General features: G+C 74.6%; 13 protein-coding genes and 1 pseudogene. 12 read left to right on the forward strand and 2 right to left on the reverse strand.

Annotated elements, in window-relative coordinates:
* Positions 1-36: 36 nt before the first annotated feature.
* The 8 genes and pseudogenes from ACGFZW_RS15395 to ACGFZW_RS15430 all read left to right on the forward strand — a co-directional run.
* Positions 37-834, forward strand: a pseudogene (locus ACGFZW_RS15395) (CoA transferase subunit A); the annotation flags it as partial.
* Positions 835-966: 132 nt separating this feature from the next.
* Positions 967-1,746 (forward strand): CoA-transferase subunit beta, encoded by a 780-nt coding sequence (locus ACGFZW_RS15400; protein WP_393893685.1) that lies wholly within the window; start codon positions 967-969, stop codon positions 1,744-1,746.
* Positions 1,746-2,963: a thiolase family protein gene (locus ACGFZW_RS15405; RefSeq protein ID WP_393893591.1), complete on the forward strand. Its 1,218-nt coding sequence runs from the start codon at positions 1,746-1,748 to the stop codon at positions 2,961-2,963. Before ACGFZW_RS15400 ends, ACGFZW_RS15405 begins: the two co-directional genes overlap by 1 nt.
* 280 nt (positions 2,964-3,243) lie before the next feature.
* Positions 3,244-3,984, forward strand: a complete 741-nt coding sequence (gene pcaH / locus ACGFZW_RS15410) for a protocatechuate 3,4-dioxygenase subunit beta (RefSeq protein ID WP_393893686.1) — start codon at positions 3,244-3,246, stop codon at positions 3,982-3,984.
* Positions 3,984-4,619, forward strand: a complete 636-nt coding sequence (gene pcaG / locus ACGFZW_RS15415) for a protocatechuate 3,4-dioxygenase subunit alpha (protein WP_393893592.1) — start codon at positions 3,984-3,986, stop codon at positions 4,617-4,619. The genes pcaH and pcaG overlap by 1 nt, the downstream gene beginning before the upstream one ends.
* Entirely contained in the window at positions 4,555-6,111 is a 1,557-nt protein-coding gene (gene pcaB / locus ACGFZW_RS15420; RefSeq protein WP_393893593.1) for a 3-carboxy-cis,cis-muconate cycloisomerase, read from the forward strand. The genes pcaG and pcaB overlap by 65 nt, the downstream gene beginning before the upstream one ends.
* A complete protein-coding gene (gene pcaD / locus ACGFZW_RS15425) occupies positions 6,108-7,406 on the forward strand; it encodes a 3-oxoadipate enol-lactonase (RefSeq protein ID WP_393893594.1) in 1,299 nt (432 codons plus the stop codon). Before pcaB ends, pcaD begins: the two co-directional genes overlap by 4 nt.
* Positions 7,406-8,590 carry a 4-hydroxybenzoate 3-monooxygenase gene (locus tag ACGFZW_RS15430; RefSeq protein ID WP_393893595.1) on the forward strand — a complete coding sequence of 395 codons (1,185 nt, stop codon included), beginning with the start codon at positions 7,406-7,408 and terminating at the stop codon, positions 8,588-8,590. The genes pcaD and ACGFZW_RS15430 overlap by 1 nt, the downstream gene beginning before the upstream one ends.
* Before the next feature lie 31 nt (positions 8,591-8,621).
* Here ACGFZW_RS15430 and ACGFZW_RS15435 read toward each other — a convergent pair whose 3' ends face one another.
* Positions 8,622-9,638: a PP2C family protein-serine/threonine phosphatase gene (locus ACGFZW_RS15435; protein ID WP_393893687.1), complete on the reverse strand. Its 1,017-nt coding sequence runs from the start codon at positions 9,636-9,638 to the stop codon at positions 8,622-8,624.
* A 299-nt stretch (positions 9,639-9,937) separates the two neighbouring features.
* Between ACGFZW_RS15435 and ACGFZW_RS15440 the strand changes: the two genes are divergently transcribed.
* The 4 genes from ACGFZW_RS15440 to ACGFZW_RS15455 all read left to right on the forward strand — a co-directional run bounded on the left by ACGFZW_RS15440 (position 9,938) and on the right by ACGFZW_RS15455 (position 13,477).
* Positions 9,938-11,107 carry an NAD-dependent epimerase/dehydratase family protein gene (locus ACGFZW_RS15440; RefSeq protein ID WP_393893596.1) on the forward strand — a complete coding sequence of 390 codons (1,170 nt, stop codon included), beginning with the start codon at positions 9,938-9,940 and terminating at the stop codon, positions 11,105-11,107.
* 164 nt (positions 11,108-11,271) lie between these two features.
* Positions 11,272-11,991 (forward strand): glycosyltransferase family 2 protein, encoded by a 720-nt coding sequence (locus ACGFZW_RS15445; protein ID WP_393893597.1) that lies wholly within the window; start codon positions 11,272-11,274, stop codon positions 11,989-11,991.
* Positions 11,988-12,647 carry a DUF2064 domain-containing protein gene (locus tag ACGFZW_RS15450; RefSeq protein ID WP_393893598.1) on the forward strand — a complete coding sequence of 220 codons (660 nt, stop codon included), beginning with the start codon at positions 11,988-11,990 and terminating at the stop codon, positions 12,645-12,647. Before ACGFZW_RS15445 ends, ACGFZW_RS15450 begins: the two co-directional genes overlap by 4 nt.
* On the forward strand, positions 12,644-13,477 hold the full coding sequence (locus ACGFZW_RS15455) for a methyltransferase domain-containing protein (RefSeq protein ID WP_393893599.1): 834 nt from the start codon (positions 12,644-12,646) through the stop codon (positions 13,475-13,477). The genes ACGFZW_RS15450 and ACGFZW_RS15455 overlap by 4 nt, the downstream gene beginning before the upstream one ends.
* Here the strand turns inward: ACGFZW_RS15455 and ACGFZW_RS15460 are convergent.
* Complete coding sequence (locus tag ACGFZW_RS15460; RefSeq protein ID WP_393893688.1) at positions 13,408-14,016, reverse strand: hypothetical protein; 609 nt, start codon at positions 14,014-14,016, stop codon at positions 13,408-13,410. The genes ACGFZW_RS15455 and ACGFZW_RS15460 overlap by 70 nt on opposite strands.
* Between the last annotated feature and the right edge of the window lie 47 nt (positions 14,017-14,063).

Consider the following 14,063-nt stretch of genomic DNA (forward strand, 5'->3'; position numbering starts at 1 on the left):
CCGGACCGTGTGCCCGTACGACCCGAGGGCGAGGACATGGCCGAAATCCGTTCGCTGCACGACGCCGTCAAGGAACTGATCCACGACGGGGACACCGTGGCGCTTGAGGGGTTCACCCACCTCATCCCGTTCGCCGCGGCGCACGAGATCATCCGGCAGGGCATCACCGGCCTCACGCTCGCCCGGATGACCCCCGACGTGGTCTACGACCAGCTGATCGGCGCCGGAGCGGCACGCAAGCTGGTCTTCTCCTGGGGCGGCAACCCGGGCGTCGGCTCGCTGCACCGGTTCCGCGACGCCGTCGAGAACGGCTGGCCCGCCCCGCTGGAGATCGACGAGCACAGCCACGCGGGGATGGCCAACCGCTATGCCGCCGGCGCCTCGAAGCTCCCCTTCGCGGTCCTGCGCGGCTACCGGGGCAGCGACATCCCCGGCCGCACCACCACCGTCTCCACCGTCACCTGCCCCTTCACCGGCGAGAAGCTCGCCGCCGTCGCCGCGCTCAATCCCGACGTCACCGTCATCCACGCCCAGCAGGCCGACCGCGCCGGCAACGTCCAGCTGTGGGGGCTGGCAGGGGTGCAGAAGGAGGCGGCGCTCGCTGCGCGACGCGTCCTGGTCACCGTCGAGGAGGTCGTCGACACGCTCGAACCCCGCCCCGGCGGCATCGTCCTGCCCTCCTGGGTGGTCGACGCGGTCGCCCTCGTCCCCGGTGGCGCCCACCCCTCCTACGCGGCCGGCTACTCGGTCCGGGACAACGCCTTCTACCAGGCGTGGGACGGAATCTCCCGCGGCCGCGAGACCTTCGGGCGCTGGGTCGAGGAGAGCGTCCTCGGCCGCCCCGAAGAGGACATTCCCGCTCCGGCCCCCGACGGCGGGACGCCGGCCCCTGCCGCGACCGCCGTTCCCGCCGCGGCCCCTGCCGACGCCGTGACCACCGCTCCCGACTGCACCCGCGACGAGCTGATGGAGGTCAACGCCGCCCGTGCGCTGGCCGGCGCGCGCACCTGCTTCGTCGGCATCGGGCTGCCCAGTACGGCCGCCAACCTCGCCCGGCACACCGTCAACCCCGACCTGGTGCTGGTCTACGAGTCGGGCACCATCGGCTCCAAGCCGACGCAACTGCCGCTGTCCATCGGCGACGGCGAACTGGCCGACACCGCCGACTCGGTGGTGTCCGTGCCGGAGATGTTCAACTACTGGCTCCAGGGCGGCCGGATCGACGTCGGCTTCCTCGGCGCCGCCCAGGTCGACCGGTTCGCCAACATCAACACCACCGTCGTCGACCGCGGCCCCGACAAGCCCGAGGGTCGGCTGCCCGGCGCGGGCGGCGCCCCCGAGATCGCCGCCAACTGCGGCCAGGTGCTGATGGTGCTCCGGCACAGCCGCCGCAACTTCGTCGGCGCACTCGACTTCGTCACCACCCTCGGCCACGGCACCGGACCGCGCGACCGCGCGGAACTCGGCCTGCCCGGCGCCGGCCCGACGGCGGTCATCACCGACCTCGGCGTGCTGCGCCCCGACCCGGACACCGCCGAACTCGTCCTCACCGACCTGCACCCGGGGGTGACGGTCGAGCAGGTCCGCGAGGCCACCGGCTGGGAGCTGAGGGAAGCCGCGCGGCTCGGCGTCACCGCGCCGCCCACGGAGGCCGAACTCACCGCGCTGCGCGCCCTGAAGGCCGCCGCGCCCGACCCGGCCGATGCGCGGACCGCCGCAGGCCACACTCCCCGGAAGGAAGCCTGATGATCACCGACCGTCCCCGGGACGTCTACGTCGTCGACGCCGTCCGCACCCCCGTCGGCAAGTACGGCGGCGCACTGTCCGGAATCCGCCCCGACGACCTCGCCGCACAGGTCGTCAAGGCACTCGTGGACCGCGCCCCGGGCCTCGACCCGACCCGGATCGACGACGTCCACCTCGGCAACGCCAACGGGGCCGGCGAGGAGAACCGGGACGTGGCGCGCATGGCGGTGCTGCTCGCAGGGCTTCCCGTGAGCGTGCCCGGCGTCACCGTCAACCGCCTCTGCGGCTCCGGCATGGAAGCCCTCATCCAGGCCGCCCGGTCGGTGGCACTCGGCGACGCCTCCGTGGTCATCGCGGGCGGGGTGGAGTCGATGAGCCGCGCCCCCTGGGTGCTGCCCAAGCCCGAACGCGCCTTCCCCGCGGGCCCGCAGACGTTGCACTCCACCACCTTGGGCTGGCGGCTGACCAACCCGCGGATGCCCGACGAGTGGACCGTCTCCCTCGGCGAGGGCGCCGAGCTGATCGCCGACCGCCACGGCATCACCCGTGCCCAGCAGGACGCCTATGCCCTGGCCAGCCACGAGAAGGCGGCGCGGGCATGGAAGGACGGCGCCTTCGACGCCGAGGTCGTGCCGTGCGGCGACGGGTCCGATACAGGTGGCGAGCCGGCCGCGGTCCGCGACGAGTGCGTCCGTGAGAACACCTCTCTCCAGGCCCTCGGCAAGCTGCGACCCGCTTTCCGCAAGGAGGGAGGCACCGTCACCGCGGGTAACTCCTCGCCGCTGAACGACGGTGCGGCCGCACTGCTGCTGATGGACGAGCGGGGCCTGCGCGAGTCGGGCTGCGAACCGCTCGCCCGGATCCGCAGCAGCGCCGTCACCGGCATCGAACCGCACTACTTCGGACTCGGGCCGGTCGAGGCGGCCGAACGGGCCCTGGACAAGGCCGGACGCGGCTTCGGCGACCTGCGCACCGTCGAGCTGAACGAGGCGTTCGCCGCCCAGGCGCTCGGCTGTCTCGCCGGCTGGCCCGACCTCGACCCGTCCCTCGTCAACCCGCACGGCGGCGCGATCGCCATCGGGCACCCCCTGGGAGCCTCCGGCGCCAGGATCGCCGGCGCGGTGGCCCACCGGCTGGCGGCCGCGGGCTCCGGTACGGGCCTGGCGACGCTGTGCATCGGCGTCGGGCAAGGTCTCGCCGTGGTGCTGGAGAGGTAGCCGTGGGCCGTCGGGCCCGGAGCGCTTCAACCCACTCGCACAGAGCCCGAGTTGAAGACTCCAGACTCTCCGCAGTCGTCCTTCGCCCCGCCCGCCACACGCCTTCGCCCCCACCCACCCCTGCCATTCACCGCATGAAGAGGCACTCATGACCCCACCCACACCACTCGGCGACGTCACCGCCCCGGCGGCCGACCCCACCGCCGGCGCCGCACTCCCCGCCCCGCAGGCCCGGCCCACCCCGGCAACGCCCCCCACCCAGGCCGACATCAGCCGCGAGATGGCAGCGCTGGAAGGCGCGGCGGAGCAGGACCGGGCCGCCGGCCTCATCACGTCCCCGCATCCCGCGCGGGCCTACACCCCCTACCGCAGCAGCGTCGCGCGCCACCCCCGGCAGCCGCTGGTCGAGATCGACGCCCTGGCCGACCCCGAGGCCGTGGAACTCTCCGGACCCGCCTTCGGCGTCACCGACATCACCGACCTCGACGCCGACCTGACCCGACAGCACCACGGCGAGCCCCTCGGCGAACGCATCACCGTCTCCGGCCGCATCCTGGACCGCGGCGGCCGCCCCGTACGCGGCCAGCTCGTCGAGATCTGGCAGGCCAACGCCTCCGGCCGCTACGCCCACCAGCGCGACCAGCACCCCGCGCCCCTCGACCCCCACTTCACCGGCGCCGGACGATGCCTGACCGACGACCAGGGCCGCTACGAGTTCACCACCATCAAGCCCGGCGCCTACCCGTGGCGCAACCACGACAACGCCTGGCGCCCGGCCCACATCCACTTCTCGCTCTTCGGATCGGCCTTCACCCAGCGGCTGATCACCCAGATGTACTTCCCGGGCGACCCCCTCTTCGCGTACGACCCGATCCTCTCCTCCGTCACCGATCCCGCCGCGCGGGCCCGGCTGGTGGCCGCCTACGACCACGAACGCACCCGCCCCGAATGGTCCCTCGGCTACCACTGGGACATCGTCCTGGACGGGCCGTCCGCCACCTGGATCGAGGAAGGCCGCTGATGACCGGCACCACCGACCGCGCCGGGCAGGCCGCCCCGCTCGCCGTCACCCCCTCCCAGACCGTCGGTCCCTTCTACGGCTACGCCCTGCCGTTCCCCGGCGGCGACCACATGGCACCCACCGGCCACCCCGACACGATCACCGTGCACGGCACCGTCCTCGACGGTGCCGGGGCGCCCGTCCCCGACGCCCTCCTGGAGTTCTGGCAGGCCGACCCGGACGGCAGCCTCACCGGCGCGCCCGGCTCGCTGCGCCGCGACCCGGTCACCGGCGCGGTCCTCGGCCGCAACGGCGTGGACTTCACCGGCTTCGGCCGCGTCCCCACCGACGCCGACGGCCGCTACGCGGTCCGCACCCTGCCCGCGACCGCCCCCGCCGGCACACCGGACGCCGCGCCGTACCTCGCGGTGTGCGTCTTCGCGCGCGGCCTGCTGCACCACCTCTTCACCCGCGTCTACTTCCCCGGGAACGAGACGGCCAACGCCGCCGACCCGCTGCTTTCGTCGCTGCCGGCACACCGGGCACACACGCTCCTGGCCCGGCCCGACGGCCCCGCCCGCTACCGTTTCGATGTCCGTCTGCAGGCAGCCGAGGACGGCAGCACCGAGGAGACGGTCTTCCTTGCCTTCCGATGACACCCGCCGGCCCGTGACGCCGCCGACCCGCGAGGCCCCCCGGGCAGCCGCCGACCTGGGGCTGCTCAGCCCGTGCTGGGCCGGTTCCGCGGCGGCCGAAGCGACCGGAGACGCCGCGTACCTGCGCGCCATGCTCGACGCGGAAGCCGCCCTGACCCGCGCCCAGGCCGCACTCGGGCTCGCACCGCGGGACGCGGCCACAGCCGTCACCGAGGCCGCCGCGGCTGCGTTCGACGCCGGTGATCTGGCGCTACGCGCCCGCTCCGCGGGCAACCCGGTGGTCCCGCTCGTCGCCGACCTGACGGCCGCCGTCGCCGACCGTGACCCGCAGGCCGCCGCCTACGTCCACCGAGGCGCCACCAGCCAGGACATCCTGGACACCGCCACCATGCTGGTCTGCGCGCGCGCCCTTGACGCCGTGCTGGCGGACCTCGCCCACACCGCGGCCGCCCTGCGCCGAACGGCCGCCGCGCACCGCGACACCCCGATGGCGGGCCGCACCCTCACCCAGCACGCGGTACCGACCACCTTCGGCCTGAAGGCCGCGGGCTGGCGTGCCCTGGTCCTCGACGCCCACGACCGGCTCACCGCCGTACGTGCCGCACTGCCCGCGCAACTGGGCGGCGCGGCCGGCACTCTCGCGGCCTTCCACGCCTTCGCCGAGGCCGACGGCGTCGCGGCGAACAGCCCCGAGGGCGGCACCGCCGCGAACGGCTCGACGGTGGAGGCCGCTCCCGACCTCGGCGGCCGGCTGCTCGCCGCGTACGCCGCCGAGACCGGGCTCACCGAACCGGCCCTGCCCTGGCACACCTTGCGCACCCCGATCGCCGACCTCGCAGGCGCCCTCGCCTTCACCGCCGGCGCGCTCGGCAAGATGGCGGCCGACGTCCTGACCCTGACCCGCACCGAGATCGGCGAGGTCGCCGAGGGCAGCGGCGGCGGCTCGTCCGCCATGCCCCACAAAGCCAACCCCGTGCGCGCCACGCTGATCGCGGCCGCCGCCCGGCAGGTCCCGGCGCAGGCCGCGGTCCTGCACGCGGCGCTCGTCGCCGAGGACGAACGCCCGGCCGGCGCCTGGCACGCCGAATGGCAGCCGCTGCGCGAGGCCCTGCGGCTGGTCGGTGGCGCGGCCCGCGACGCGGCCGAACTGAGCGCCGGCCTGCGCGTCTTCCCGGACCGGATGCGGCAGAACCTCGCCGCGACCGGCGGCCTGATCACCACCGAACGCCTCGCCGCGGCCCTCACCGCCCTGACCGGCCGCGGCGAGGCCCGCCGCATCCTCGACGCGGCGGCCCGGCGCACGGCCCAGGACGGCGTCGACCTGTACGACGCGCTGCGCGCTGCGCTCGCCGATCACCCCGCCGCCGCTTCTGCCCTCCCCGAGGACCGGCTCCGCCGGCTCCTCGACCCGACCGGCTACCCGGGCTCCGCGGCCCGGCTCGTCGACCGCGCCCTGGCGCGACCCGAGAGTGACCCGCAGGAGCCCGCATGAAGCACCACCCGACCCCCGCACAACCGGACACCGCCGACGCGACGGGGCTCGTGCACCACCAAGTGGACGGACCCGCCGACGCGCCCGTCCTCATCCTCGGCCCGTCACTGGGCACGTCCCTCTCCCTATGGGAACCCCAACTCCCGGAACTGGCACGGCAGTACCGCGTCGTCCGCTGGGACCTTCCGGGACACGGCGGTACCCCCACCGACGTGCTGGAGCCGAGGGACGGCCCTGCCCCCGCGGTGCCCACCGCCACCGTCGCCGACCTCGCCCGCCTGGTCCTCGACCTCGCCGACTCGCTCGGCGTCGATCGCTTCGCGTACGCGGGCGTCTCCCTCGGCGGCGCCGTCGGCGCATGGCTCGCGGCACACCACCCCGACCGGATCGACTCGCTCGCCCTGATCTGCTCCTCCGCCCGGTTCGGCGAGCCCGCCGCCTGGCGCGAACGGGCCGCGCTCGTCCGCGAACAGGGCCTCGCCCCGATCGCCGCGGCCACCGCAGCCCGCTGGTTCACCCCGGCCTTCGCCAACTCCGCACCGGCACGGGACCTGGTCCTGGCACTGCGCGACACCGTGGACCCGGCGGGCTACGCGGCCTGCTGCGACGCCCTCGCCGCCTACGACCTGCGCGCCGACCTGGACCGCATCACCGCCCCCACGCTCGTCGTCGCGGGCCGCGAGGACCCGGCGACGCCGCCGGCGCACGCCCGCGAACTCACCGACCACATCGCCGGTGCGACTCTCGTCGAGCTGCCCCGCGCCTCCCACCTCGCGAGCGCGGAACGGCCCGCACCGGTGCTCGCCGCGCTCCTCGGCCATCTCGCGGAACACCCCGCCCGCCCCTCCGGGCCCGTTCCGGCAGACGCGGCGGCCGGCGACGACCGCTCCCGGCACGCCGCCGGCATGACCGTCCGCCGCGCCGTCCTCGGCGACGCCCACGTGGACCGCTCGATCGCCCGCACCAGCGCCCTCACCGCGGTCTTCCAGGACTTCATCACCCGCTACGCCTGGGGCGAGATCTGGACCCGCCCCGGCCTCTCCCGCCGTACCCGCAGCTGCATCACCCTCACCGCGCTGGTGGCCCGCGGCCACCACGACGAACTGTCGATGCACCTGCGGGCGGCACTGCGCAACGGCCTGACACCCCAGGAGATCCAGGAAGTGCTCCTGCAGTCGGCCGTCTACTGCGGCGTCCCGGCCGCCAACACCGCCTTCGCACTCGCCGACCGGGTCGTCGACGAATACCTCACCGAGCACACCCCGCACCCGGACACGGCAGAAACGGACAGCTGATGCACCAGAGCCACACCACGGTCGGCATCGTCGGCGGCGGCCCCGCCGGCCTGCTGCTCGCCCGACTGCTGCACCGGTCCGGAATCGACTGCGTCGTCCTGGAGAACCGCGACCGCGCCTACGTCGAGCAGCGGCAGCGCGCGGGCATCCTCGAACAGGGCACCGTCGACGTCCTGCGCGAGTGCGGCGCCGGCGCGCGGATGGACCGCGAGGGCCTCGTCCACGACGGAGTGGAACTGCGCTACGACCGGCGCGCCCACCGCCTGGACTTCCCGGCGCTGACCGGCGGCCGCCGGGTGACGGTCTATGCCCAGACCGAGGTCGTCAAGGACCTGATAGCCCTGCAACTCGACGCGGGCGCGCCCCTGCTGTTCGGGGCGCAGGTGCGCGACGTGACCGGCGCGGACACCGACCGGCCGGTCATCCACTACACCCACCAGGGCCACGAACACACCCTCACCTGCGACTACGTCGTGGGCTGCGACGGTTTCCACGGCGTCACCAAACTCGCCGTCCCGGAGACCGAGCGCCGCACGTACGAACGTGCCTACCCCTACTCCTGGCTCGGCGTGCTCGCCGATGTGCCGCCCTCCTGCGACGAGTTGATCTACGCGCACTCCCCGCGGGGCTTCGCGCTGTTCAGCATGCGCACACCGACCGTCAGCCGCCTCTACCTCCAGGTCCCCAACGGCACCGATCCCGCCGACTGGCCCGACGACCGCATCTGGGACGAACTGCAGGCCCGCGCCGCGGTCGACACCCCCTGGAAGCTGGAGCGCGGCCCGCTCACCGCAAAGGCCGTCCTGCCGATGCGCAGCGCGGTCACCGAACCGATGCGCTACGGACGGGTCCTGCTGGCCGGGGACGCCGCGCACATCGTGCCGCCCACCGGCGCCAAGGGCCTCAACCTCGCCGTCGCCGACGTCACCGTGCTGGCCCGCGCCCTGGCCCAGGTGCACGACACCGGCTCGACGGAGCTGCTCGACGCCTACTCCGACACCTGCCTGCGCCGGGTCTGGCGCGCCGAGCACTTCTCGTACTTCATGACGACGACCCTGCACACCGCGGCGGATCAGAGCCCGTTCGACACCCGCCTGCAGATCTCCCAACTCGACCGCATCGCCACCTCCCCGCACGCCGCCGCCGAACTCGCCGAGAACTACACCGGACTGCCGCTGGGGTGAGGCCGTCGCACGCCGGCCGCTACCGGGACGGTCACTGCTCCGCCTCGCAGGCCGTCCGGTAGCGGACCAGCAGCATCGCGGCGTCGTCGTGCAGCGGGCCGTCGGCATGCTCGACCAGATCCTCGCGGACCGCACGCAGCGCGGCCTCGGGGTCGGGGTCCTTGAGCAGGTCGGCGCGCTCGTCCAACGGGTAGAAACGCCCCGCCCCGTCGCGCGCCTCGGTGACCCCGTCGGTGTAGAAGAGCATCTGGTCGCCCGGCGCGAACGCCACCTCGTGCGGGACCGGCGCCTGCGAGACGTACGGGGTGAGGCCGAGCGGCAGCGCACGGTCGGGCGGGGACGCGAAGCAGACCTCGCCGGCGGGCCGCACGATCAGCGGCGCCGGGTGCCCGAAGTTCAACAGCGTCGCATTCGGCCCCTCGCCGATCTCGGCGAGCACGGCCGTCACGAACCGCTCGCCGGACAGATGCCTGTTCAGCGCCCGCTCCACCCGCTCGCCGACGGCGGGCAGATCCGGCTCGTCGTGCGCCGCCTCACGGAAGGCCCCCAGCACCACCGCCGCGCTCTCCACCGCCTCAAGACCCTTGCCCTGCACGTCCCCCACGATGATCCGCACCCCCGCGGGCGAGGTCACCACTTCGTAGAGGTCGCCGCCGATCCTGGCCTCGGCCACCGCCGACGTGTACGACACGGCGATCCGCAACGGGCCCGCGGCCAGCGGCACCGGCCGCAACAGGACCCGCTGGGCAACCTCGGCGATCGAGCGGACACTCGCCAACTCCTCCTCGCGGCGCTGGCGCATCACCGCGGCGACCACACCGGCCGCGGTGACGCCGGCCACCGACAGCAGCGCGGGCAGCCCGCGCCTGCCCTCGAACAGGCCGTTGTAGAAGCCCAGACCGAGGCAGAGCACACATGCGGTCAGACCGGCGAGGGCCGTACGCCGCCACCCGCCGACCAACCCCGCGAACGCCGGGCCCAGAGAGACCAGGGGCAGGAAGCCGACCCCCGGGCCCGCGGTGAGTTCAACCGCGCTGACCACGGCCATGACCGTGTAGGGGAGCGCGGACAGGACACGGGAGCCGGTGCGCGGCTCCCCGTTCTCCACGGCCAAGGTGTACTCCGACGGTGTCGCGAGAGGGAACGGGGACAGGGGGGACATGGGGGCCGTCGGCCGCCGGTCTGCCCGAAACCGGCCCCCGACCTGAGCATATGCAACAAATGCCGACCCGAATTACCTCGAATGCGCCGCTGTTACCGAATCGCAGCGGGCCGGGATCTTACGGACCCATGACACGGCGGCCGACACGCGGGCCGGCCCGCCGCGCTGCGCTTAGCGTGACCGGCATGCGTGTATTGGTCACCGGCGGTGCCGGGTTCATCGGATCGCAGGTCGTCGAGGCGCTCCTGGCGCGCGGGCACGAACCCGTCGTGTTCGACGCACTGCTGCCCTCCGCCCACGCCGAGCCCCCACCGCCGCACCCCGCGGTACGGCGCATCGTCGCCGACGTCCGGGACCGTGCCGCCGTCGACGAGGCCCTGCGGGACGTGCAGGCGGTCTGCCACCAGGCGGCGATGGTGGGCCTGGGCAAGGACTTCGCGGACGCGCCCGACTACGTCGGCTGCAACGACCTGGGCACCGCCGTCCTCCTGGCCGCGATGGCCGCGGCCGGTGTCGGCAGCCTGGTGCTCGCCGGATCCATGGTGGTCTACGGCGAGGGCCGCTACGCCTGCCCCCGCCACGGCGTGGTGCGGCCCGGCCCGCGAGCGGAAGCAGACCTCGCCGCCGGACGCTTCGACCCGCAGTGCCCCGCCTGCGACACCGCACTGGGCCCGGAGTTGGTGAGCGAGGACGCGCCGACCGACCCGCGCAACGTCTACGCCGCGACCAAGCTCACCCAGGAGCATCTGGCCGCCGCCTGGGCGCGCGCCACCGGCGGCCGGGCCGTCGCGCTGCGCTACCACAATGTCTACGGCCCGGGAATGCCGCGCGACACCCCGTACGCGGGTGTGGCGTCGTTCTTCCGCTCCGCGCTGGCACGGGGGCAGGCACCGGTGGTCTACGAGGACGGCGGCCAGCGGCGGGACTTCGTCCACGTCCGCGACATCGCGGCCGCCAACGCGGTGGCGCTGGAAGCCGCCGCAGACCGCGAGGCGGGGACCCTCACCGCCTACAACACGGGAAGCGGAGTGCCGCACACCGTGGGGGAGATGGCGCATGCCCTGGCCGAGGCGTGCGGCGGCCCGGCGCCGGTGGTGACGGGGGAGTACCGGCTGGGCGACGTCCGGCACATCACGGCGTCGTCGCGGCGGATCGCCGACGAACTGGGCTGGCGGGCGCAGGTGGACTTCGCGTCGGGCATGAAGGAGTTCGCACGCGACGGCATGCGGGCCGGGGCGCCCACGGAGCCCGAGGTGGCCACGGAGCCCGAGGTCGCCACACGGCCCGGGACGTCCGGGGCCGGGGCGGTGGGGTCCGGTGTCGCCGTGCCGGCCGGGGCGGTGCAGGGGCCCTGAGAGGACCTGCCGCCCGCCCGACTTGCCGCCTCTCCAGGCCCCGACGCCGCCCCGTCGACCGTGAAGCCCCACACCGCTGTACGCCCGCTCCCGCCGAAGCCGACCACGCACCACTCCCGCCGGGCCGACCCGCCCGTGCACCCCTCCGATGTGTAGGTGAACGCATGACCTTCTCCCCTCCCCGAGAGCCCCTCCCCGCTTCGGTGGACGTCGTACTGCCCTGCCTGGACGAGGCCGCCGCACTGCCCTGGGTGCTCGCACGCATCCCGGCCGGCTGGCGGGCGATCGTCGTGGACAACGGCTCCACGGACGGCTCGGCCGACCTCGCCCGCGAACTGGGCGCCACCGTCGTCCACGAACCCCGCCGCGGCTTCGGCGCCGCCTGCCACGCCGGGCTGCTGGCCGCGGAAGCGGACATCGTCTGCTTCTGCGACTGCGACGCCTCCCTCGACCCCGCACTGCTCACCCCCTTCGTCCACGCCGTGCGCGACGGCGACAGCGATCTGGTGCTGGGGCGCAGACGCCCCCAGGGCCGCGGCACCTGGCCGCCGCACGCCCGACTCGGCAACATCGCCCTCGCCCGGATGCTGCGCCGCCGCACCGGCCTGCGGCTGCACGACCTCGGCCCCCTGCGGGCCGCCCGGCGTACCGCGCTGCTCGACCTCGCGCTCACCGACCGGCGCAGCGGCTACCCGCTCCAAATGGTCGTCCGCGCCGCCGACGCCGGCTGGCGCGTCGAGGAACGGGACGTCCCCTACCGGCCGCGCACCGGCCGCTCGAAGGTCACCGGCACCTGGCGCGGCACCTGGCACGCCGTACGCGACATGCGATCCGTGCTGCATCAACCGCCCCTGACCGCCCGTACGGAGGGATCCGCCCGATGACCGACCCCACTGGCTGTCCGGGACCCACGACGGTCCTGGTCATCGCCAAGGAACCGCTGCCAGGCCGGGTCAAGACCCGCCTCACGCCGCCCTACACACCGCACGAGGCCGCCGAACTGGCCGAGGCCGCACTGCACGACACCCTCCAAGCGGTACGCGCCATGCCCGCCAGGCGCCGCGTGGTGGTCCTCGACGGCCGCCCCGGCAACTGGCTGCCGCCGGGCTTCGAGGTCCGTCCGCAGAGCACGGGCGGCCTCGACGAACGCCTGGCAGCGGCATTCGCCGGCAGCAGCGGACCGACCCTGCTCATCGGAATGGACACCCCCCAGGTCACCCCCGAACTCCTCGCCCCCGCAACGGACTTCGACGCCTGGAACGCATGCGACGCCTGGCTGGGCCCGGCCGAGGACGGCGGCTTCTGGGCACTGGGCCTCGCGGCCCCCGACCCGCGCCTGCTGCGTGGCGTACCGATGTCCACCCCTCGCACCGGAGCCGCCCAGCGGGCCCGTCTGGCCGCCGCCGGACTCCGGATCCGGGAGCTGCCCCCGCAGCGGGACGTCGACACCGCCGCCGACGCCGAAGAGGTCGCCGCTTCCGCACCGCACGGGCGGTTCGCCGCGGCCCTCGCCAGGCTGACCCCGGTCGTCCGACGATGAGCACCAGCACCCCCGTCACCCGGGACGACACCGCGCCCTGGGGCGCCGACCCTTACGCCGACGCGCTGCGCAGCGGCCGCGGCCCGCTCTTCCTGCGCCGCACCGACGGCTGGCTGCTGCCCCTGGAGGTGGAGCGCTGGTGTGCCGGTGCGGACGCCGCCGATCTCTCCGCGCTGCGCCGCTGCGAGGGGCCGGTCCTCGACATCGGCTGCGGCCCCGGCCGGCTGGTCGCCGCGCTGCACGCACAGGGCCGCCGGGCGCTCGGTATCGACGTCAGCGAGGCCGCTGTCGCCCGTACGTCGGCGACCGGCGGCGCCGCGCTGTGCGCTTCGGTCTTCGACTCCCTGCCCGACGAGGGGCATTGGGGAACCGCGCTCCTGCTCGACGGCAACATCGGCATCGGCGGCGACCCCCGCGCCCTGCTCGCCCGGATAGGCGAACTGCTCGGCCGACAGGGCCTGCTCCTCGTGGAGACCACGCCTGCGGACATCGACGAAAGGGTGCAGGTCCGGGTTGACGACCTGCACGGCCCGCGCCGCCGGCAGGGCAGCCGCCATTCCTGGTTCCCCTGGGCGCGCGTCGGTACCCCCGCGCTGCTGCGCCATGCCGCGGCCACGGGCTGGACGCCCACCGAGCGTTGGACCGTCCCCGAGCAGCAACCCGCCACCGGCCAGGGGCGCCGCCACCTGGAAGGCGCCCTCCCAGGACAGGGCCCCTTCCCCGGGCAGGACGCCTTCGCCGGGCAGGGTTCGGGACCGGATCAGCCTCCGGCCGCCGGGCGCTGCTTCGTCGCGCTGCGCCGCCGCGCCGAACCCCTCAACCGCGGCTGAACCGTGCGCCACAGCAGCAACAGGGCGGACAGCGCGAACAGCGCGGCGGTGATGAGCAGCCACCGCGGCAGGAAGACCTCACCGGACAGGCCGGTGGCCGCTTCGTAGTGCGCCGCCGCACCGCTCCCGGCAGAGCCCGCGATCAACGGCAGCCACACCAGCAACAACAGTGCGGACAGGGCCGCCGGGACCCGGACGTACGCGGTCCATGCGCGGCGCCGCCCCCTCCCCGCCGTGACCCTGCACACCGCGCGGTCCGCGAGCGAGTACAACGGAAGCAGCACCAGGTCGTGCAGCAGCGCAGCCCCGACGAACCACACCACCACCATCGGCCACTGCGCACCGGCCAGCAGCCGCACTCCCGCATAGCCCGTGAGCGCGAACGAGCCGAGCACCAGCACCAGATGCAGCGGGCCCTCCCCGTACCAGTGGCGCCGCCGCCACACCGCCCACTGCCGCGCTGCCGCACGACCCGACCGCCGCAAAATCCCCCGGCGGCCCGACACCCGCTCCCCATCCTTACGGGCCCCACCGCCCATACGGGCCCCACCGTCCGTGGAGGTCGTGCTGTTCCGGCTCTGCGCGC

This window comes from Streptomyces sp. NPDC048248, assembly GCF_043201875.1.
In the GTDB taxonomy this organism is placed as follows: Bacteria; Actinomycetota; Actinomycetes; order Streptomycetales; family Streptomycetaceae; genus Streptomyces.

Excerpts from the sequence above, each read along its gene's own strand:
- ACGFZW_RS15400 (WP_393893685.1), top strand. The coding sequence starts at position 967 with ATGGAGGTCAACGCCGCCCGTGCGCTGGCCGGCGCGCGCACCTGCTTC.
- ACGFZW_RS15405 (WP_393893591.1), top strand. The coding sequence starts at position 1,746 with ATGATCACCGACCGTCCCCGGGACGTCTACGTCGTCGACGCCGTCCGC.
- pcaH (WP_393893686.1), top strand. The coding sequence starts at position 3,244 with ATGGCAGCGCTGGAAGGCGCGGCGGAGCAGGACCGGGCCGCCGGCCTC.
- pcaG (WP_393893592.1), top strand. The coding sequence starts at position 3,984 with ATGACCGGCACCACCGACCGCGCCGGGCAGGCCGCCCCGCTCGCCGTC.
- pcaB (WP_393893593.1), top strand. The coding sequence starts at position 4,555 with ATGTCCGTCTGCAGGCAGCCGAGGACGGCAGCACCGAGGAGACGGTCT.
- pcaD (WP_393893594.1), top strand. The coding sequence starts at position 6,108 with ATGAAGCACCACCCGACCCCCGCACAACCGGACACCGCCGACGCGACG.
- ACGFZW_RS15430 (WP_393893595.1), top strand. The coding sequence starts at position 7,406 with ATGCACCAGAGCCACACCACGGTCGGCATCGTCGGCGGCGGCCCCGCC.
- ACGFZW_RS15435 (WP_393893687.1), bottom strand. The coding sequence starts at position 9,638 with ATGGCCGTGGTCAGCGCGGTTGAACTCACCGCGGGCCCGGGGGTCGGC.
- ACGFZW_RS15440 (WP_393893596.1), top strand. The coding sequence starts at position 9,938 with ATGCGTGTATTGGTCACCGGCGGTGCCGGGTTCATCGGATCGCAGGTC.
- ACGFZW_RS15445 (WP_393893597.1), top strand. The coding sequence starts at position 11,272 with ATGACCTTCTCCCCTCCCCGAGAGCCCCTCCCCGCTTCGGTGGACGTC.
- ACGFZW_RS15450 (WP_393893598.1), top strand. The coding sequence starts at position 11,988 with ATGACCGACCCCACTGGCTGTCCGGGACCCACGACGGTCCTGGTCATC.
- ACGFZW_RS15455 (WP_393893599.1), top strand. The coding sequence starts at position 12,644 with ATGAGCACCAGCACCCCCGTCACCCGGGACGACACCGCGCCCTGGGGC.
- ACGFZW_RS15460 (WP_393893688.1), bottom strand. The coding sequence starts at position 14,016 with ATGGGCGGTGGGGCCCGTAAGGATGGGGAGCGGGTGTCGGGCCGCCGG.